The organism is Curtobacterium sp. C2H10 (assembly GCF_025407985.1).
Lineage (GTDB): Bacteria > Actinomycetota > Actinomycetes > Actinomycetales > Microbacteriaceae > Curtobacterium.
In genome coordinates, this window is the sequence record NZ_JABXGF010000032.1 from 1 (window position 1) to 17,937 (window position 17,937).

The 17,937-nt window shown below is 71.2% G+C and carries 18 protein-coding genes and 1 pseudogene; 7 read left to right on the forward strand and 12 right to left on the reverse strand.

Annotated features, from left to right (window positions below; genetic code table 11):
- Positions 1 to 14: 14 nt before the first annotated feature.
- The gene (locus tag HWD93_RS12315; protein ID WP_261646967.1) at positions 15 to 218 is read right to left on the reverse strand and encodes a hypothetical protein; all 204 of its coding nucleotides are present in this window, start codon (positions 216 to 218) and stop codon (positions 15 to 17) included.
- On the opposite strand from HWD93_RS12315, the gene dacB reads away from it, so the two are divergent.
- The gene (gene dacB, locus HWD93_RS12320; RefSeq protein ID WP_261646968.1) at positions 217 to 1,335 is read left to right on the forward strand and encodes a D-alanyl-D-alanine carboxypeptidase/D-alanyl-D-alanine-endopeptidase; all 1,119 of its coding nucleotides are present in this window, start codon (positions 217 to 219) and stop codon (positions 1,333 to 1,335) included. The two genes, HWD93_RS12315 and dacB, sit on opposite strands and share 2 nt — an antisense overlap.
- Positions 1,336 to 1,358: 23 nt before the next feature.
- Entirely contained in the window at positions 1,359 to 1,979 is a 621-nt protein-coding gene (locus tag HWD93_RS12325) for an isochorismatase family protein (protein WP_261646969.1), read from the forward strand.
- Between the two features lie 37 nt (positions 1,980 to 2,016).
- On the opposite strand, the gene HWD93_RS12330 is transcribed toward HWD93_RS12325, so the two are convergent.
- From HWD93_RS12330 to HWD93_RS12365, 8 genes and pseudogenes are all read right to left on the reverse strand, one after another.
- The gene (locus HWD93_RS12330; protein WP_261646970.1) at positions 2,017 to 3,837 is read right to left on the reverse strand and encodes an ABC transporter ATP-binding protein; all 1,821 of its coding nucleotides are present in this window, start codon (positions 3,835 to 3,837) and stop codon (positions 2,017 to 2,019) included.
- A gap of 7 nt (positions 3,838 to 3,844) precedes the next feature.
- Positions 3,845 to 4,060: a hypothetical protein gene (locus HWD93_RS12335; protein ID WP_022907338.1), complete on the reverse strand. Its 216-nt coding sequence runs from the start codon at positions 4,058 to 4,060 to the stop codon at positions 3,845 to 3,847.
- A 108-nt stretch (positions 4,061 to 4,168) separates the two neighbouring features.
- Positions 4,169 to 5,581 (reverse strand): MFS transporter, encoded by a 1,413-nt coding sequence (locus HWD93_RS12340; RefSeq protein ID WP_070418423.1) that lies wholly within the window; start codon positions 5,579 to 5,581, stop codon positions 4,169 to 4,171.
- A gap of 211 nt (positions 5,582 to 5,792) precedes the next feature.
- A pseudogene (gene ribA, locus HWD93_RS12345) lies at positions 5,793 to 6,419 on the reverse strand (GTP cyclohydrolase II); the annotation flags it as partial.
- A gap of 29 nt (positions 6,420 to 6,448) precedes the next feature.
- Positions 6,449 to 7,501, reverse strand: a complete 1,053-nt coding sequence (gene ribD / locus HWD93_RS12350) for a bifunctional diaminohydroxyphosphoribosylaminopyrimidine deaminase/5-amino-6-(5-phosphoribosylamino)uracil reductase RibD (protein ID WP_261646983.1) — start codon at positions 7,499 to 7,501, stop codon at positions 6,449 to 6,451.
- 90 nt (positions 7,502 to 7,591) lie between these two features.
- On the reverse strand, positions 7,592 to 8,191 hold the full coding sequence (locus HWD93_RS12355) for a GNAT family N-acetyltransferase (protein ID WP_261646971.1): 600 nt from the start codon (positions 8,189 to 8,191) through the stop codon (positions 7,592 to 7,594).
- Between the two features lie 2 nt (positions 8,192 to 8,193).
- The gene (trpS, locus tag HWD93_RS12360; RefSeq protein ID WP_070418426.1) at positions 8,194 to 9,204 is read right to left on the reverse strand and encodes a tryptophan--tRNA ligase; all 1,011 of its coding nucleotides are present in this window, start codon (positions 9,202 to 9,204) and stop codon (positions 8,194 to 8,196) included.
- Positions 9,205 to 9,241: 37 nt separating this feature from the next.
- On the reverse strand, positions 9,242 to 10,084 hold the full coding sequence (locus HWD93_RS12365) for an exodeoxyribonuclease III (protein WP_071296540.1): 843 nt from the start codon (positions 10,082 to 10,084) through the stop codon (positions 9,242 to 9,244).
- A 56-nt stretch (positions 10,085 to 10,140) separates the two neighbouring features.
- Here HWD93_RS12365 and HWD93_RS12370 point away from each other — a divergent pair, with 56 nt between their 5' ends.
- The gene (locus tag HWD93_RS12370; RefSeq protein WP_261646972.1) at positions 10,141 to 10,302 is read left to right on the forward strand and encodes a hypothetical protein; all 162 of its coding nucleotides are present in this window, start codon (positions 10,141 to 10,143) and stop codon (positions 10,300 to 10,302) included.
- 66 nt (positions 10,303 to 10,368) lie between these two features.
- Here the strand turns inward: HWD93_RS12370 and HWD93_RS12375 are convergent, their stop codons facing one another.
- Both HWD93_RS12375 and HWD93_RS12380 read right to left on the reverse strand, forming a co-directional pair.
- Positions 10,369 to 10,641, reverse strand: coding sequence for an HPr family phosphocarrier protein (locus HWD93_RS12375; protein ID WP_070418429.1), 273 nt, complete (start codon positions 10,639 to 10,641; stop codon positions 10,369 to 10,371).
- Positions 10,642 to 10,717: 76 nt separating this feature from the next.
- Complete coding sequence (locus HWD93_RS12380; protein ID WP_070419505.1) at positions 10,718 to 11,488, reverse strand: DeoR/GlpR family DNA-binding transcription regulator; 771 nt, start codon at positions 11,486 to 11,488, stop codon at positions 10,718 to 10,720.
- Between the two features lie 266 nt (positions 11,489 to 11,754).
- Here HWD93_RS12380 and ptsP point away from each other — a divergent pair, with 266 nt between their 5' ends.
- From ptsP to HWD93_RS12400, 4 genes are all read left to right on the forward strand, one after another.
- Positions 11,755 to 13,410 (forward strand): phosphoenolpyruvate--protein phosphotransferase, encoded by a 1,656-nt coding sequence (ptsP, locus tag HWD93_RS12385; protein WP_083403184.1) that lies wholly within the window; start codon positions 11,755 to 11,757, stop codon positions 13,408 to 13,410.
- Between the two features lie 65 nt (positions 13,411 to 13,475).
- The gene (locus HWD93_RS12390) at positions 13,476 to 15,032 is read left to right on the forward strand and encodes a PTS mannitol transporter subunit IICB (protein WP_071294736.1); all 1,557 of its coding nucleotides are present in this window, start codon (positions 13,476 to 13,478) and stop codon (positions 15,030 to 15,032) included.
- A gap of 85 nt (positions 15,033 to 15,117) precedes the next feature.
- Positions 15,118 to 15,555 (forward strand): PTS sugar transporter subunit IIA, encoded by a 438-nt coding sequence (locus HWD93_RS12395; protein ID WP_022907882.1) that lies wholly within the window; start codon positions 15,118 to 15,120, stop codon positions 15,553 to 15,555.
- The gene (locus HWD93_RS12400) at positions 15,552 to 16,709 is read left to right on the forward strand and encodes a mannitol-1-phosphate 5-dehydrogenase (RefSeq protein ID WP_261646973.1); all 1,158 of its coding nucleotides are present in this window, start codon (positions 15,552 to 15,554) and stop codon (positions 16,707 to 16,709) included. The genes HWD93_RS12395 and HWD93_RS12400 overlap by 4 nt, the downstream gene beginning before the upstream one ends.
- 92 nt (positions 16,710 to 16,801) lie before the next feature.
- Here the strand turns inward: HWD93_RS12400 and HWD93_RS12405 are convergent, their stop codons facing one another.
- Positions 16,802 to 17,800, reverse strand: a complete 999-nt coding sequence (locus tag HWD93_RS12405) for a diacylglycerol kinase family protein (RefSeq protein WP_261646974.1) — start codon at positions 17,798 to 17,800, stop codon at positions 16,802 to 16,804.
- Between the last annotated feature and the right edge of the window lie 137 nt (positions 17,801 to 17,937).

A 17,937-nucleotide genomic window follows, 5' to 3' on the forward strand; every position in this document is an offset into this window, starting at 1 on the left:
CCTGTGTCTCAGGGTCAGCCGACGACCACGGCGGCCGCGACGGCGTCCGCTACCGCGTCGAGCAGCCCGGCACCGACGACGGCCGCCCCCACCCCGACACCGACGCCGAGCGGCCGCACGGTGCCGGACGACGCCGCGGGCCCCTCCGCCCTCCGGACCTGCACGATCACGAACGCCGCCTCGGCGAGCGGCCTCGGCGCGTTCGAGGGGTACGTCATGAACGCGAAGACCGGCGAGGTGCTGTTCTCGCGCAACGGTGACGAGGCCGCGCAGACCGGCAGCGTGATGAAGACCCTGACGACGGCGACCGCGCTGGCCGTCCTCGGCGGCGACCACCGCATCCCGACCACCGTGACGAAGGAGTCCGGCGGTGCGATCGCCCTCGTCGGCCACGGTGACGCCACGCTCTCGGCAGGCGGAGCGACGGTGTACCCGGGCGCCCCGACGCTCGCGCAGCTCGCCCAGCAGGTGAAGGCGAAGCTCGGCACCACCCCGGTGACGACGATCGTCACGGACGACACGTACTGGAACGACGCCGACGCCTGGGACCCCACCTGGCCGGTGAGCGAGCGGACGATCGGCTACCAGCCGAACGTCACGGCGCTCATGGTCGACGGTGACCGCGCGAACCCGGGTGCCCAGACCTCGCCGCGCTCCACCGACCCGGTCGGTCGCGCCGGGGACCTGTTCCGCACGGCCCTCGCGAACGCCGGGGTCGCCGGTGCGGGGAACGCGCAGATCGTGCAACGTGCCACGACCAGCACGGACACGATCGCCACGGTCTCCTCGCAGCCGGTGTCGACGCTCATCGGGCAGATGATCCCGAACTCGGACAACACCCTCGCCGAGATGCTCGCGCGGATCTCGTCGAAGGAGTCCGGCTCGGACGGCTCCGCAGCCTCGCTGACCGCCGTGTACCAGGCAGCCCTGAAGTCGTACGGCGTCGACCCTGCAGGCATCGTCATCAAGGACGGCTCGGGGGAGAGCGCCGCGAACGCCGTGTCGCCGAACTTCGTCGCGCACCTCATGGTGCAGGTCGCCGCCGGTGCGAAGGGCCTCGGGACGCTCGCGAACGCCCTGCCGGTGTCCGGGCAGTCCGGCACGCTGGCCAGTCGGTTCACCGGGGCGAACGCCGTCGCCCGGGGCAAGGTGCACGCGAAGACCGGGTGGATCGACAGCGCGAACACCCTCGGCGGCTACATCGACGCGGCCGACGGCACCCGGCTGACGTTCGCCTTCTACGCGATCGGGTCCTCGCGGGCCGCGGCGCTGCCCGCACTCGACGCGGTGACGGCGGCGACGTACTCGTGCGGGAGCAGGCTCACCGGCTCCTGAGGCCGCGGGTGTTGGATGGACCCATGTCCAGGGCACTCCTCGTCGTCGACGTCCAGAACGACTTCACCGAGGGCGGTGCCCTCGGTGTGACCGGCGGGGACGACCTCGCGCGACGCATCACCGCGTTCCTCGGTCGGCACGCCGACGAGTACGACCTCGTCGTCGGCTCCCGCGACTGGCACCACGGCGACGACGACAACGGCGGCCACTTCGCCGGTCCCGAGGGTCCGGACTACGAGACGACCTGGCCGGTGCACTGCGTCGCCGGGACCCCGGGGGCCGAGTACCACCCGCGGCTCGACACCGCTCCGATCGACGTGCACGTCTTCAAGGGGCAGGGCACGCCGGACTACTCGGCGTTCCAGGCGCGCACCGAGGACGGCGTCCCGCTGCCCGAGGTCCTCGCCGAGCGCCGCGTCGTGACGATCGACGTGGTCGGCATCGCCACCGACCACTGCGTGCGCGCCTCGGCGCTCGACGCCCGGGCTGCGGGATACGACGTCGCGGTCTACGACGACCTGGTGGTCGGGGTGGACGACGCCCGGAGTGCGCGGGCGCTCGACGAGATCCGCGCCGCAGGTGGGCACGTCGACCACAGCGACATGGACGAGGGGCTGGCGAACCCCGGCGGCGCGCTCCTCTGACCTCGGCGCACCGTCGACCGACCGCTGCCGCGCCGGCTCAGACGAGCAGCTGGTGCTTCGCCAGGTCGCGGTAGAGCGGCGTCGACTCGACGAGTTCCGAGTGGGTCCCGACGCCGACGACCCGGCCGTGCTCGAGCACGACGATCACGTCCGAGTCCACCACCGTGGACAGCCGGTGCGCGATCACGAGCAGCGTGCGGTCCTCGGCCACGGCGTCGATCGCGAGGCGCATCTTCTGCTCGTTGACGCCGTCGAGCGACGAGGTGGACTCGTCGAGCAGCAGGATCGGGGGAGCGGCGAGGAGTGCCCGGGCGATCGCGAGCCGCTGCCGTTCACCGCCGGAGAGCATGACGCCGTCCTCGCCGACCTGGGCATCGAGGCCGCGGGGGTCGCGGTGCAGGACCTCGCCGAGGTTGACGGCCTCGAGCACGCGCACGCAGTCGTCCTCGGTGGCGTCCGGTGAACCGAGCAGCAGGTTCGCCCGGATCGTGCCGGCGAGCACCGGAGCGTCCTGTTCGACGTACCCGATCTGCGCGCGGAGCTCGGCGCGGTCGAGGCCACGGACGTCGACGCCGCCGAGCCGGATGACCCCGTCGGTCGGGTCGTAGAACCGTTCGATGAGTGCGAGCGTGGTCGACTTGCCCGCGCCGGACGGACCGACGAGTGCGACGCGTGATCCGCGGGGGACCCGGAAGGACACGTCGTGCAGCACCACGTCGTCGGAGGCGGTGTCGTCGTCGACGGCCGGCTCGGCGCCGTCCGCACCGGAGGCCTGGGCCGGACGCGCGTACCGGAACGACACGCGTTCGAAGGCGATCGCGTCGTCGCTCTCCACCGCGGCGGCGACACGGACGGCCTGGTCGTCCTGCGCCTCGGTCGGGAGGTGCAGGATCTCCTCGATCCGGCCGAGCGCACCGAGCGCCTGGGCGACGGCGACGGCAGCGCCCATGGCCTGGCCGAGCGGCATGATCATCATGAAGAGCAGCAGGATGAACGTGATGAGCGTCGCGATCGTGATGGTGCCGGCTGCGACCTGCGCACCACCGACGCCGAGGACGGCGATGAACGCGACCTGCATGACGATGCTCGCGACCGGGACGACGAACGCCGACATCCGCGCGATGTCGAGGCCACGACGGTAGGCCTCGGTCGCGTGGCCGTCGACCTCGTGCACCTCGCGCTCGGTGGCACCGGCGGCACGGATCGTGCGGACGGCACCGATGCCGCGTTCGACCGCCGCGGTGAGGTCGCCGACCTTCTCCTGCGCACGCTTCGACGCGACGCGGATGCGGCGGCTGAGCCCGCCGACGACGACGATCGCGACGAGCACGATGACGACGACGATGCCGAGGAGCAGCGGGTCGATGACGGCCATCGCGATGATGGCGCCGATGAACGTCAGGGCGCCGCCGATCGACTCGATGAGGCCCTGCGTCAGCACGGCGCGCAGCAGTGTCGTGTCGCTGCCGACGCGGGAGACGAGGTCGCCGGTGCGGCGCGTGTCGAACTCGGAGATCGGCAGGTTGAGGATGCGCGCGATGAGCTTCCGCCGGGTGGACAGGACGACGCCTTCACCCGCGCGCTGCAGCAGGAAGTGCTGCACACCGTTGAGGACGCCCGCGACGATGACGAGTCCGACGAGCAGCCAGACGAGGGTGCTCAGGGTGTTGCCGTGCTGGACGGCGGTGATGACCTGGTTGACGAGCAGCGGCTGCGCGAGGGACGCACCGGCACCGAGGACGCTCAGCACGATGATGACGACCATCGCGGGCTTGTTCTCGAACAGGTAGCTCAGCAGTCGGCCGAACGTGGCGCGGGGACCGTCGGTCTTCTTGGGTCTGGCGAAGGGGGAGCTCATCGTGTTCCTAGTTTCTGCCGTACTTCTTGTGCACTGCCTGGCGGCTGACGCCGAGCAGCGTCGCGATCTCCTGCCACGAGGCGCCGGCGTTCCGGGCACGTCGGGCCGCGAGTTCCTCGGTCCGGTCGAGCTCACGACGGAGTTCGCGCACGCTGGCGAGGGCGGAGAACGGGTCGTCTCCGGCTGCGCCGGCGGCGAGGCTCGTGATGGTCGGTCGGTCCACGCGTGTCAACCTACATTGACGCACCGACGGCTGTCAACCCGGGTTGACGACAGACGGGAGGCGCGGTGCCAGCCGGCACCGCGCCTCCCGTCTGCGCAGGTGGTCGCGTCAGGCGCGCGCGTCCACCGGTGCTGCGTCCGGTTCACCGGCGGTGTCCGCCGCGTCGAGCGCGGCGCTCTTCGTCTCACGGATGAAGAACAGGGCGACGAGCGTCACGACCGCGGCGATCGTGAGGTAGAGCCCGACCAGGAAGATGTTGCCGTCCGGCTGCCACAGCGCGAGCGCGATGGTCGGAGCGAGCGAAGCGCCGAGGATCGACGCGACGTTGTAGGCGATCGCCGAACCCGTGTACCGCACGTTCGTCGGGAAGAGCTCCGGCAGGAGGGCGCCCATCGGACCGAACGTCAGGCCCATCAGCGACAGTCCCACGATCAGGAACGTCACCACCGTGATCGGACCGGTCGACGCGGCGAACCAGAACTGGAACGTCAGGCCGAAGAGCGCGATGCCGATCGTGGTCGGGATGAGCGTGCGACGACGGCCGAACTTGTCGGCGAGGATGCCTGCGATCGGCGTGAAGATGCCGAAGAACACGACGCCGATCATGAGCAGCGTGAGGAACTCGCCACGGGTGTAGCCGAGGCCGATCTTCGGGACGAGGGGGCCGGCCTCGGCGCCCGTGGTGCCGTAGGACAGCGTGAACGTCGTCATGAAGTAGAAGAGGACGTAGGTCGCGACCATGCCGAAGGTGCCGACGATCACGGCGCGCCACGAGGTGCGGAACACCCGGCCGAGCGGGACCTTGGCGACCGAACCGGACTCCTGGACGCCACGGAACACCGTCGACTCGACGAGCTTGAACCGCACGTAGAGGCCCACGATCACCAGGACGGCCGACAGCAGGAACGGGAGTCGCCAGCCCCAGGCCTGGAAGTCCGGGTTCGGGGTGCCGTCGGCGCCGGCGGGCATCGCCGCGTTGATCGCGATGAACAGGCCGTTGGCGAGCAGGAAGCCGATCGGGGCACCGAGCTGCGGCATCGAGCCGAACACCCCGCGCTTGCCCTTCGGCGCGTTCTCGGTCGCGAGCAGCGCCGCGCCCGACCACTCGCCACCGAGCCCGACGCCCTGGGCGAAGCGCATCACGGCGAGGAGCACCGGCGCCCAGATGCCGATCGAGTCGAACGTCGGCAGGCAGCCGATGAGGAACGTCGCGGTGCCCATCACGAGCAGGGACGCCACGAGGGTCGCCTTGCGGCCGACGCGGTCGCCGAAGTGGCCGAAGATGATCGAGCCGACCGGGCGGGCGAAGAACGCGAGGGCGAACGTGACGAACGAGGACAGCTGCGAGGCCGTCGGGTCCTCGTTCGGGAAGAAGAGCGTCGGGAAGACGAGGACCGCGGCGGTCGCGTAGACGTAGAAGTCGTAGAACTCGATGGAGGTGCCGACGAGGCTGGCGATCACGACGCGGGAGCGCGGGTTGCCTGCGGTCTTCGGGGATGCGGGTGCCGGTGCGGCGGACATGGGGTGAGGAGACTCCGTGGATGACGCTCGGGGGGAGCGCAGCGGTGTTCCGGACGGCGGACACCGATCGGTTCGCGCGGGGTGGCGCGGGCACTGATCGGGTGCGTTCGGTTCGTGGTGGTGTACCGCTTGTGACGGGGCCACCATCGTACGACAGATGTCGTGAACCTGCGAATCCGCTGGATCGTGGCCGGGTCGGGCCGGCGCTCGGTCAGGCCAGCGGGCTGCCCGCTTCGAGGTGCGCGGGGAGCTGGTGCCCCATCCGGTCGCGCTTCGTGTCGAGGTACGCCGCGTTCTGCGCGGAGACGCCGACGACCAGCGGCACCAGGCTCTCCACCGTGATGCCGTGCTCCTCGAGCTGGCGACGCTTCTCCGGGTTGTTCGACAGGAGGCGGACGGTGGTGATGCCGAGGTCGGCGAGGATGCCGGCCGCGCCGCCGTACGCCCGCGAGTCGGCGGGGAGACCGAGCGCGAGGTTCGCGTCGAGCGTGTCGAGGCCGTCCTCCTGCAGGCGGTAGGCCTTGAGCTTGTTGATGAGACCGATGCCGCGGCCCTCTTGCCCGCGGAGGTAGATCACGACGCCGCCCTCGGCCGCGATCGTGTCGAGCGCGGCGTCGAGCTGCGGGCCGCACTCGCACTTGAGGGAGCCGAACGCCTCGCCCGTCAGGCACTCCGAGTGCACCCGGACGAGGGCGCCGTCGCGCGGTGCTGCACCGTCCGGGCCGGTGGCGATGATCGCGACGTGCTCGGCGCTCGTCACGAGGTCGCGGTACGCGCGCATCTCGAACGTGCCGTGCGTGGTCGGGACGTTCGTCGACACCTCGAACTGGACCGGGCTCCCGGGGGTGGGGGAGGTGAGTGCATCGGTCATGTGGTGCTCCGGTCGTTCTGGGGCCCCGCGATCCCGGGCTCGGCCGCCGCCGGCCGGGGTGCGCGGTGGGGTCGTGCTCGGACCAGCAGGTCGGGGCCGAGGCTGGTGGTCGATAGTACGTCCAACCGCCGACGCTCGCCGATGCTTCCCACACCGACGTCACCGAGGGCGACACGGGGGCCGCCGAGCAGGACGGGCGCGAGGTAGACGAGGTACTCGTCCACCAGACCGGCCGCGATCAGCGCCGAGGCGACGGTGGGCCCGCCCTCGACGAACACCGAGTGCACGCCGTGGTCCCGCAGTGCGCGGAGCGAGGCGGCGAGGTCGTGGCCGGACAGCGTCAGCAGGGCGCGAGGGTGGCGGCGGACCGCGGCGTCGTCGGGGACCGGCCGGTCGCCGAACACCACCGGGACGGGCTGGTCGGCGAGGAGTTCCCCGGCGTCGCCCCGCGCGGTGAGGCTCGGGTCGTCGGCGAGGACCGTGCCCGTCCCGACGAGGATCGCGTCGTGCGCGGCGCGCTGTTCGTGGACGTGCTGGCGTGCGGCCGCACCGGTGATCCACTGGCTCGTGCCGTCGGCCGCCGCGGCCCGGCCGTCGAGGCTCGACGCCCACTTCACCGTCACCCACGGGCGTCCGAGGCGCACCGAGAGGAGCCAGCGCTCGAGGAAGTCCTCGACCTCGTCGGCGAGGACGCCCGAGACGACGTCGACTCCGCCGGACCGGAGTCGCTCGGCACCCCCGTGGGCTGCCGGCCCGGGGTCGTCGACGGCGTACACGACGCGGCCGATCCCCGCTTCGAGCAGGGCGACGGCGCACGGACCGGTGCGTCCGGTGTGGTTGCAGGGTTCGAGGGTGACGACGGCGGTCGCGCCGACCAGGTGTGCGGGGTCGACCTTCGACATCGCGTCGACCTCGGCGTGCGGGGTACCGGCGCCCTTGTGCCAGCCCTCGGCGAGGACCGCTCCGTCGGGGGAGAGGATCACGGCGCCGACGCGGACGTGGTCACCGACCGCGGGGCCGAGGGCCGCGAGCTCGAGGCCACGGCGCATCGCACGGAGCTCGGCCGGCGAGACCGAGGGGTGCGCTGCGGGGGAGGCCGCGGAGTCCGACGGCCGAGGGGTGACGGTCACGGTCCGAGACTATCCGCGAACGGTCGGTGACGCGTCATCCGGGCGTGCCGTCGTCGTCTCGGCCGGCCACGGCAGGTCGGACGCGGGAGCGCCGTCGGCCCGCCGGAGCCCCTTCCACGCCGTCGTCGGAGCGCCGTCCCGCCCGGGGATGAGCGCGTCGCCGGTGCCGGTGTACGAGAACCCCGCGGCACGGGCGACCGAGGCCGAGGCGGTGTTGCCGACGTAGCACTCCCAGTACACGTCCGGCGCACCCTGCGCGAAGGCCCAGTCGAGCACGAGGCCGACGGCGTCGTGCATCAGTCCGGCGCCGCGTGCGGAGGGTGCGAGCCAGAAGCCGAGGTCCCGCCGCGCCGTGCGGTACCCGATGATCCCCTCGAGCCAGGTGGACCCTGTCCGACGGATCGCCCAGGTGTACTCGCGGTCGGAGGCCCACCCCGGACCGACGAGCGCGTCGACGAAGGTCGTGGCGTCCCGGGCGGTGTACGGCGTGGGGATCGTCGTCCAGCGCACGATGTCCGGGTCCTGGCAGGCCTCGGTGATCGCCGACGCGTCCGCCCGGGTGGGCACGTCGAGGTGCACCCGGGCGGACGACAGCGTGACGGGGCGCACGGTCAGCGCCGGGTGCGGGGCACGAAGCCGATGCGCTCGTAGACCTTCGCGAGGGTCTCGGCGGCGATCGACTCGGCACGCTCGGCGCCGACGGCGAGGAGCCGGTCGAGCTCGGCCGGGTCGTCGAGCAGCTCGAGCGTGCGGGCGCGCACGGGCTCGAGCTCGGCCACGACGGCGTCGGCGACCTCGCCCTTCAGGTCCCCGTAGCCCTTGCCCTGGAACGACTCCTCGAGCGCGGCGACCGGGGTGCCGGTGAACGCCGAGAGGATCGACAGCAGGTTCGTGACGCCCGGCTTCGCCTGACGGTCGGCCCGGATCTCGCGTTCGGTGTCGGTGACCGCCGAGCGGATCTTCTTCGCGGTGCGCTTCGGGTCGTCGAGCAGGCGGATGAGGCCGTTGTCGGACGCGGCCGACTTGCTCATCTTGCTCGTCGGGTCCTGCAGGTCGTAGATCCGTGCCGTGTCGGTGAGGATCCGGGCCTCCGGCACGACGAACGTGTCGCCGAACCGCGAGTTGAAGCGCCCGGCGAGGTCGCGGGTGAGCTCGACGTGCTGCCGCTGGTCGTCACCGACCGGCACGACCTTCGTGTCGTACAGCAGGATGTCCGCCGCCATCAGGATCGGGTACGTGAAGAGCCCGACCGACGCGGCCTCGGTGCCCTGCCGGGCGGACTTGTCCTTGAACTGGGTCATCCGGCTCGCCTCGCCGAAGCCGGTGAGGGTGTTCAGCACCCACGCGAGCTCGGCGTGCGCCGGGACGTGCGACTGCACGAACAGCGTCGCCTTGGTCGGGTCGATGCCCGAGGCGATGTACTGCGCGGCCGTCGCCCGGGTGTTCGCGCGGAGCTCGGCCGGGTCCTGCGGGGAGGTGATCGCGTGCATGTCGACGACGCAGTAGATGGCGTCGTAGTCGTCGAGCAGCGTCCGCCACTGCATGAGCGCGCCGATGTAGTTGCCGAGGTGGAGGGAACCGGCCGAGGGCTGGATGCCCGAGAAGATGCGCGTCTTGGTCATGGTGCTGTCCTGTGCTGGAGAAGTGTGGGGGTGCGGGTCAGAGTTCGTAGTCGACGACCACGGGGGCGTGGTCGGACCATCGCTGGTCGTACGCGGCAGCGCGGTCGACCGTGTACTGCGTGACCTTGGCGGCGAGCTCCGGGGTCGCCATCTGGTAGTCGATCCGCCAGCCCGTGTCGTTGTCGAACGCCTGGCCGCGCCACGACCACCACGTGTACGGCCCCTCGACGTCGCCGGCCTGGGCGCGACCGACGTCGACCCAGCCGAGACCGGGCCCGGTCGTGCCGTCGGCGCCCTCGACCTCGGCGCCCTGCTCGCCGAAGAACCGCGAGAAGTAGGCACGCTCGCGCGGCAGGAAGCCCGCGCGCTTGACGTTGCCCTTCCAGTTCTTGATGTCCCGCTGGTCGTGCCCGACGTTGAGGTCGCCGACGACGACCGCGAGCGGGTTGTGCTCGCGGAGCTTCGGCAGCCGCTCGGTCATCGCGTCGAGGAACTTCCACTTCTCGTCCTGCTTCGGGGTGTCCACCTCGCCCGAGTGCACGTACGTCGAGACGACCGTCACCGTGGTGCCGCCGATCTCGTAGTCGGCCTCGAGCCAACGCCCGGCGGAGTCGAAGTCGTCCGCACCGAGCGCGACGCGGTGCACGTGCGCGCTGTGGCGGGAGGCGATCGCGACGCCCGCCCGACCCTTCGCGGTCGCGGGGTCGTGCACGATGTCCCACTCGTCGCCGAGGAGCCCGGCGAGGTCGTCGCTCGACGCGCGGACCTCTTGCAGGGCGAGCACGTCGACGTCGCGGGTGGCGAGCCAGTCGCCCATGCCCTTCCGGAACGCGGCACGGATGCCGTTCACGTTGACGGATGCGAGGCGCAGGCGTGTCATGCAGAACACCCTATCGGCGGGTGCCGACACGGCTGCGCCGGTCGTAGCCTCGCGCCGTGACCGTCGTGATGACCGTGGGGGAGCTGCTCGCCGCGTTCCGCCCCGTGGCCGAGCAGATGCTGCTGAAGATCGCCGACGACCTGCAGGACTTCATCGCCGAGAGCGCCTTCGCCTGGGGCGAACTGCGCCCGATCCCGCCGCTGGGGCAGGAGCAGTAAGGGCGACCGGACGACGGACGGGAGGCGCGGTGCCAGCTTGCACCGCGCCTCCCGTCCGTCCTGTGGTCAGGCCGCGTCGTGGTCCGTCTTGAGGAACTCGACCAGGCTGTCCGCGGTGGTCTCGGCGTCGTCGCCGTTCACCGTGAGGGTCACCTCGTCGCCGTTCTCGATGCCGAGGCCGAGGAGCGCGAGGATGCTGCCGGCGTTCCCGGACTTGTCGCCCTTCGCGATCGTGACCTGGTGGCCGGACGCGGTCACGGTCTGGACGAAGAGGGAGGCCGGGCGTGCGTGCAGGCCGGACGCGCTGGCGACGGTGACGGTGCGGGTGGCTTCGGACATCGATGTACTCCTGTCGATGGGTGGTTGGCTCATGGTAGCGAGCGCGGGGTGGGCGGTTCCGGGGCGGGACGCAGGGTCAGTCGCGGCCGGGCCAGAAGACCTCGGTGCCGGCGGCCTCGACCTCGCGGACGAGGTCGGCGTTCACGCCGGGGTCGGTGATGATCGTGTCGATCGCGGCGAGCGGGGCGACGCGGCCGAACTCCTCGCGACCGAACTTGGTGTGGTCGGCGAGCAGGATGCTGCGGCGCGCGGACTTGATCATCGCGGACTTCACGGCGGCCTCGGCCATGTTGTGCGTCGTGAGGCCGCGCTCGGGCGTGATGCCGTTGATGCTGATGAACGCGACGTCGACGCTGACCATCCCGATGAGCTGGTGCGTCCACGTACCGACGCCGGCGAGCGAGTCGCTGCGGATGTTGCCGCCGAGCAGGTGCAGGTCGATGCCCGGCCGGTTCGCGACCGCCATCGCCACGGGCAGGGAGTGCGTCACGACGGTGAGGCCACGGTCGGTCGGGAGCAGCTCGGCGAGGCAGATCGTCGAGGTGCCGGCGTCGATCATGACCGACCCGTTCTCGGGCAGCTCGCCGAGCGCGGCCTCGGCGATGACCATCTTCTCGGCCTGGTTGATGCCGCCACGGTCGCCGACCCCCGGGTGCAGGGTGATGCGTTCGACGGGGATGGCGCCACCGTGCGCACGTCGGACCAGCCCGCGCCGCTCGAGCGAGGTGAGGTCGCGGCGGATCGTCTCCGGGGTCACCTCGAGCAGCTCGGCGAGGTCCTTGACGTCGACCCGGCCCTGCGCACGCGCCTGTTCGACGATGCGCTGGTGGCGCTCTGGTGCGTACATCGGGGCCTCGTCGTCTCGGAAGCGGTGGGGGAGTCGGAACGGAACGGACACGACCGGGCACGTCTCCGGCGACAGCGACCCGAACAGATCCGCCACCAGACGCAAACGGGCATCTGTTTCTGCATTTTTATCCCCGGATGTGTTTGTTTGTCAACGTGGATCGGGGTATGGTGCTGCTCAGTCGCACCGGCGGGGTCCCGTCTCCGCGCTGCGCGCACCGAACGAACCACCCCACCGCAAGCGCGCGTGAGATGAAGGAGTCTCGAATGTCCGAACTGCTCGGCACCGGCGTCGGCCGTGGCGTCGCCCACGGCCCCGTGCTCCGCATGGCCGACCCGCTCGGCGAACCGTCGAAGGACGCCCTGACCGGTTCGGCGGACGACGCGAAGCAGGCCGTGGCCGCCGCGATCGCAGCGGTGGCGGAGGACCTCAACAAGCGGGGGCAGCTCGCCGGCGGGGACGCCCAGGCCGTGCTCGAGGCGCAGGCGCTCATGGCGCAGGACCCGACCCTCCTCGACGACGTGCACGCCCGCATCGACGGCGGCACCAACGCCGAACGCGCCGTGTTCGAGGCGTTCGGCCAGTTCCGCGACCTGCTCGTCTCGATGGGCGGGTACATGGGGGAGCGTGCCGCCGACCTCGACGACGTCGCCCAGCGCATCATCGCCAAGCTCCGCGGCGTCCACGCCCCGGGTGTGCCCGAGTCGGACACTCCCTTCGTGCTCGTCGCCCGTGACCTCGCGCCGGCCGACACCGCACTCCTCGACCTCGACAAGGTCCTCGCCCTCGTCACGCGTGACGGCGGCCCGACCTCGCACACGGCGATCCTCGCCCGTGCCAAGGGCATCACCGCGATCGTCGGCGTGACCGGCGCGGACGACCTGGCCGACGGCACGGTCGTCGTCGTGGACGCCGCCGCCGGCACCGTCGTGACCGACCCGTCGGCCGAACTCGTCGCCGACGTCGAGCAGCGCATCGCCGACCGCCTCGCCGCGGCCGCAGCGCCCCTGACCGCCGGCGCACTCGCCGACGGGCACACCGTCCCGCTGCTCGCGAACCTCGGCAGCCCCGCCGACGCCGCGGGCGCCGTTGCTCTCGGTGCGGAGGGCGTGGGGCTCTTCCGCACCGAGTTCCTCTTCCTCGACTCGCCGAAGGCGCCGACCGTCGACGAGCAGAAGGACTCTTACAAGCAGCTGCTCGAGGCCTTCCCGGGCAAGAAGGTCGTCGTCCGGGCGCTCGACGCGGGTGCCGACAAGCCCCTGCCGTTCCTCACCGACAAGGACGAGGAGAACCCGGCCCTCGGTCGACGCGGTCTCCGGGCGCTCCGGAACCACCCCGAGGTGCTCCGCGACCAGCTCACCGCGCTCGCCCAGGCCGACGCCGAGACCGAGGCCGACCTCTGGGTGATGGCCCCGATGGTCGCCGACGCCGAGGAGACCGAGTACTTCGTCGACCTCGCCCGCGAGCTCGGGATCCGCACCGCCGGTGTGATGGCCGAGGTCCCCTCGCTCGCGCTGATGGCCGAGCAGGTGTTCACCTCCGCCGACTTCGTGTCGATCGGCACGAACGACCTGACCCAGTACACGATGGCCGCCGACCGCATGCTCGGTACCGTCGCGTCCTACCAGGACCCGTGGCACCCCGCCGTGCTCCGCCTCGTCGCGCAGCTCGGCGCAGCGGGAGCGGACGCCGGCAAGCCCGTCGGCATCTGCGGCGAGGCAGCGGCCGACCCGCTGCTCGCCGTCGTGCTCGTCGGTCTCGGCGCCACGACCCTCTCCATGACCCCCGCGGCCCTGGCCGACGTGCGCGCCGAACTCGGCAAGCACACCCTCGACCAGGCCCGCGAGATGGCCCAGGCGGCACTCGCCGCGAGCACGGCGGCGGCCGCCAAGTCCGCCGCGGCCGCGACGCACGCCGCCTGATCCGAACCCCCAGCACCACCTCCCCTCCACACGCAGCAGCAGCACCTCACAGAAAGTCACCGCACATGACAACGTCGTCCGTTGCAGCGCCCGACGCCCCCGCGAAGTCGCGGGGCGGCGCACGCGTCGCCGTTCAGAAGTTCGGCACGTTCCTCTCCGGCATGGTCATGCCCAACATCGCGATCTTCATCGCGTGGGGCATCATCACCGCCTTCTTCATCGAGACCGGCTGGACGCCCGTGGGCATCCTCGGCGGCTTCGGTGAGACGGGCGGCGTCGCGAACGTCGGCCTCGTCGGCCCGATCCTGACCTACCTCATCCCGCTCGCGATCGCGATCCAGGGTGGCCGGATGGTCTACGAGACCCGTGGTGCGGTGGTCGGTTCGATCATGACCATGGGTGTCATCATCGGCGCCAACGGCACGACGATGATCCTCGGCGCGATGATCTGCGGGCCGCTCGGCGCGTACCTCATCAAGCAGATCGACAAGCTCTGGGACGGCAAGATCAAGCCGGGCTTCGAGATGCTCGTGAACAACTACGCGGCCGGCATCCTCGGCTTCGGGTTGGCCATGGCCGGGTTCTTCTGGCTCGCGCCGCTGTTCAAGCTCATCGCCGAGGGCCTCGGCGACGCGGTGAACTTCCTCGTCCAGCACTCGCTGCTCCCGCTCGCCAGCGTGATCATCGAGCCGGCCAAGGTGTTCTTCCTCAACAACGCCATCAACCACGGTGTGCTCGACCAGCTCGGCGCGCAGCAGGTCCAAGAGTCCGGCAAGAGCATCCTCTTCCTGCTCGAGGCGAACCCCGGCCCGGGTCTCGGCATCCTGCTCGCCTTCACCTTCTTCGGTGTCGGCATCGCCCGCTCGACCGCTCCCGGCGCGATCATCATCCAGTTCCTCGGCGGCATCCACGAGATCTACTTCCCGTACGTGCTGCAGAAGCCGGTCCTGTTCATCGCCGTCATCCTCGGTGGTGCCACGGGCGTCGCGACCAACGTCGCGTTCCACTCCGGTCTCGTCGCCCCGGCGTCGCCCGGATCGATCTTCGCGGTGCTCGGTGCGACGGCGAAGGACAGCTTCCTCGGCGTCATCCTCTCGGTCATCCTGTCCGCAGCGGTGTCGTTCGCGGTCGCGTCGTTCTTCCTCATCGCGACCCGCAAGCGTGACCTCGCGAACGGTGGCGGCGACATGAGCGCCGCGATGGCGAAGCTCCAGGCGAACAAGGGCCGCGACGTCAACGCCGCGACCTCGGGCCTGCTCGGCAACAACTCCCCGGCGAACGAGGAAGAGGCGGAGGCCTCGCTCGGTGGCGTCGGTTCGGCGACCACCGCGACCGCGACCCGCGTCCAGAACCTCGTGTTCGCCTGCGACGCCGGCATGGGCTCCAGCGCGATGGGCGCCAGCGTCCTCCGCAACAAGATCAAGAAGGCGGGCATCGAAGGGGTCACGGTCTCCAACAAGGCGATCGCGAACCTCTCCGGTGACGAGGACCTGATCATCACGCAGGAGGAGCTGACGGAGCGCGCGAAGCAGAAGAACCCGAACGCACAGCACGTGTCGGTCGGCAACTTCATGAACGCGCCGCAGTACGACCAGGTCGTCGAACAGCTCAAGAACCAGTAACGAAGTGCAGTATCGGAGGGGACGGGCCACGGCTCGTCCCCTCCACACGTCCACGACGCCACGTCACGAAGCAAGGAGAACCCCGATGCCCGTCCTGCAGGAGAGCCAGATCCGGATCCACACCGAGGACACCGCACCGACCAAGTCGGAGGCGATGAAGGAGGCTGCCGAGATCCTCGAGGCTGCAGGCGCGGTCACGGCGGACTACTACCCGGCGATGCTCGAGCGCGAGAAGAGCGTCTCGACCTACATGGGGAACTTCCTCGCCATCCCGCACGGCACGAACGACGCGAAGGACGCCATCAAGTCCTCGGCGCTGTCGTTCATCCGCTACGCGACCCCGATCGACTGGGACGGCAACCCCGTCCGCTTCGTCGTCGGCATCGCGGGCGTCAACAACGAGCACCTCGACATCCTGTCCAAGATCGCGATCGTGTTCAGCGACGAGGACGAGGTCCAGAAGCTGACCGACGCACCGGACACCGCCGCGATCCTGTCGATCCTCGGCGAGGTCAACGAGTGAGCACCCCCACCGCCGTCCACTTCGGCGCGGGCAACATCGGCCGCGGCTTCGTCGGACTGCTCCTGCACGAGGCCGGCTACGAGGTCGTCTTCGCCGACGTCGCCGCGCCCCTCATCGACGCTCTCGCCGCTGCCGACTCGTACACGGTGCACGAGGTCGGTCAGAACGCGCGCGACCACGAGGTCACGAACTTCCGTGCCTTGAACAGCGCCCAGGACGAATCGGCCGTCGTCGCCGAGATCGCCACGGCGTCCATCGTCACCTGCGCCGTCGGACCGAACGTCCTGAAGTTCATCGCGCCGGTCATCGCGAAGGCGCTCCAGCAGCGCGACGCGGACGCCGCGCCGATCGCCGTGATGGCGTGCGAGAACGCCCTCAACGCCACCGACCGCCTGCGCGAGTTCATCGTCGAGGCGCTCCCCGCCGACGTCCGCGACCAGGCCCTCGCCAAGGCTGTCTTCGCGAACACCGCGGTCGACCGCATCGTCCCGGCGCAGCCCGAGGGCGCGGGCCTGGACGTCACCGTCGAGACCTACTTCGAGTGGGCCGTCGACCGCACGCCGTTCGGCGGGAACGAGCCGGAGATCCCCGGCGCCCACTACGTCGACGGCCTCGCCGCGTCGATCGAGCGCAAGCTGTTCACGGTGAACACCGGGCACGCGACCGTCGCGTACCACGGCTTCCTCGCCGGGGCGGACAAGATCTCGGACGCCATCGCGATCCCCGCGGTCCGGTCCGAGCTCGAGTCCGTGCTCGCCGAGACGAGCGACCTGCTCGTCCGCCGCCACGAGCTCGACCCCGAGGTGCACCGTGCGTACGTGCAGGCCATCATCGGGCGCTTCGAGAACCCGCACCTGCCCGACACCGTGACCCGCGTCGGCCGACAGCCGCTGCGCAAGCTCTCCCGCGACGAGCGCTTCGTGTCGCCCGCCGCCGCCCTCGCCGAGGACGGCACGGAGCCGACGGCGCTGCTCGACGCCATGGGCGCCGCGCTGCGTTTCGACGTGCCGGACGACGAGCAGAGCGTCGAACTCCAGGCGCTGCTGCGCTCGGACCGGAGCGACGCCGAGGTCGTGACCGAGATCACCGGGCTCGACGAGCAGCACCCGCTGCACGCCGCGTTCGCGGACCGGGTGCGGTCCGCGCGCGCCTAGCGTCCTCGACGCATCCACCTGACGGACTGGAGGCGCGGTGCCGGCTGGCACCGCGCCTCCAGTCCGTCACTCGCCCACGTCGGACCGCCGGGTCAGGCCGTCCGCAGCACGAGACCGCCGTGCTCGACGCGCAGGCTGGCAGCGGCCACCAGGCCGAACGGATCACCGTCCAACTGCAGCTGTTCGGGCTCGTCGAGCACGAGGTCGAGTCGCCGCGCCGTCGTGTAGCCGAGCGTCCGCGACCGCGGCAGGAAGCGCGCGAGCAGCCGTCCGAAGCGCGTCCGGTGGTAGAAGCGGTTGAGCGACAGGCCGTAGCCGATCTTCGTCCAGCCGAAGGCGCCACGTGGGCGGAACGCCACCGCGTCGAGGAGCCCGTCGTCCGGCTGCGCTTCGGGGAGGAGCAGCAGGCCCGCCGTGAGGGTCCCGCAGTTGCCCACGATGACGGTGTGCGCCCGCATGCTGTGCTCGTCGCCCTCGTCGAGGCGGTACCGGAGGTCGACCTGGTGGTTGCCGACCACGGACCGCATGATCGGGTCGGAGTAGGCGAGCCAGCCGAAGCGCTTCTTCAGCCCGGCGTTCGTGTCCGCGGCCATCCGGGCGTCGAGACCGATCCCCGCCATCACGAGGAACGCGTGCTCGGTCGTGTCCCCGTCGGCGGTGGTGAGCGCGGCGAAGGCGACGTCGACGGCACGGTCAGCGCCGTGGAAGGCCGACCGGACGGCCGCGGTGACGTCACCGATCGGGATGCCGAGGTTCCGTGCGTAGAGGTTGCCGGTGCCCGTCGGGAGCAGGGCGATCGGGATGCCGGACCCGTGCAGCACCTCGGCTGCGACCCGCAGCGTGCCGTCGCCACCGACGACCAGCACGACGTCGGGTGCGCTGTCACGAGCGGCGCGTGCGGCGGCGCGGCCGTCGTCGTCGGCCGCGGTCTCGAACCAGGCGGTGTCCGCCCAGCCGAGCGACCCCTGCTCGGTGGCGACCGCCGAGCGGAGGGCGGCGAGGTCGACCGCGGAGGGGTTCACGACGACGGCCGCGTGCTGCGGGCCGGCCGTCCGGTGCGTGCGGTCGGGGGCTGCGGGAGTGGAGGGCACCAGTCGACGGTACCGCCGGACGCGAGGCGATCGCGCCGCGGACCGGTGTGTCCGATCCCCGCGGATCCGCCGAACCTGGCAATCGGGACCCTCGCGCACAGGTGAGCGAGCGAGACTCGCGGCACGGCGAGTGCCGG

Excerpts from the sequence above, each read along its gene's own strand:
- HWD93_RS12380 (WP_070419505.1), bottom strand. The coding sequence starts at position 11,488 with ATGTACGCACCAGAGCGCCACCAGCGCATCGTCGAACAGGCGCGTGCG.
- HWD93_RS12390 (WP_071294736.1), top strand. The coding sequence starts at position 13,476 with ATGACAACGTCGTCCGTTGCAGCGCCCGACGCCCCCGCGAAGTCGCGG.
- HWD93_RS12365 (WP_071296540.1), bottom strand. The coding sequence starts at position 10,084 with ATGACACGCCTGCGCCTCGCATCCGTCAACGTGAACGGCATCCGTGCC.
- HWD93_RS12340 (WP_070418423.1), bottom strand. The coding sequence starts at position 5,581 with ATGTCCGCCGCACCGGCACCCGCATCCCCGAAGACCGCAGGCAACCCG.
- trpS (WP_070418426.1), bottom strand. The coding sequence starts at position 9,204 with ATGACCAAGACGCGCATCTTCTCGGGCATCCAGCCCTCGGCCGGTTCC.
- HWD93_RS12395 (WP_022907882.1), top strand. The coding sequence starts at position 15,118 with ATGCCCGTCCTGCAGGAGAGCCAGATCCGGATCCACACCGAGGACACC.
- ribD (WP_261646983.1), bottom strand. The coding sequence starts at position 7,501 with ATGCGCCGTGGCCTCGAGCTCGCGGCCCTCGGCCCCGCGGTCGGTGAC.
- HWD93_RS12315 (WP_261646967.1), bottom strand. The coding sequence starts at position 218 with ATGACGTACCCCTCGAACGCGCCGAGGCCGCTCGCCGAGGCGGCGTTC.
- HWD93_RS12325 (WP_261646969.1), top strand. The coding sequence starts at position 1,359 with ATGTCCAGGGCACTCCTCGTCGTCGACGTCCAGAACGACTTCACCGAG.
- HWD93_RS12375 (WP_070418429.1), bottom strand. The coding sequence starts at position 10,641 with ATGTCCGAAGCCACCCGCACCGTCACCGTCGCCAGCGCGTCCGGCCTG.
- dacB (WP_261646968.1), top strand. The coding sequence starts at position 217 with ATGAACGCGAAGACCGGCGAGGTGCTGTTCTCGCGCAACGGTGACGAG.
- HWD93_RS12330 (WP_261646970.1), bottom strand. The coding sequence starts at position 3,837 with ATGAGCTCCCCCTTCGCCAGACCCAAGAAGACCGACGGTCCCCGCGCC.
- ptsP (WP_083403184.1), top strand. The coding sequence starts at position 11,755 with ATGTCCGAACTGCTCGGCACCGGCGTCGGCCGTGGCGTCGCCCACGGC.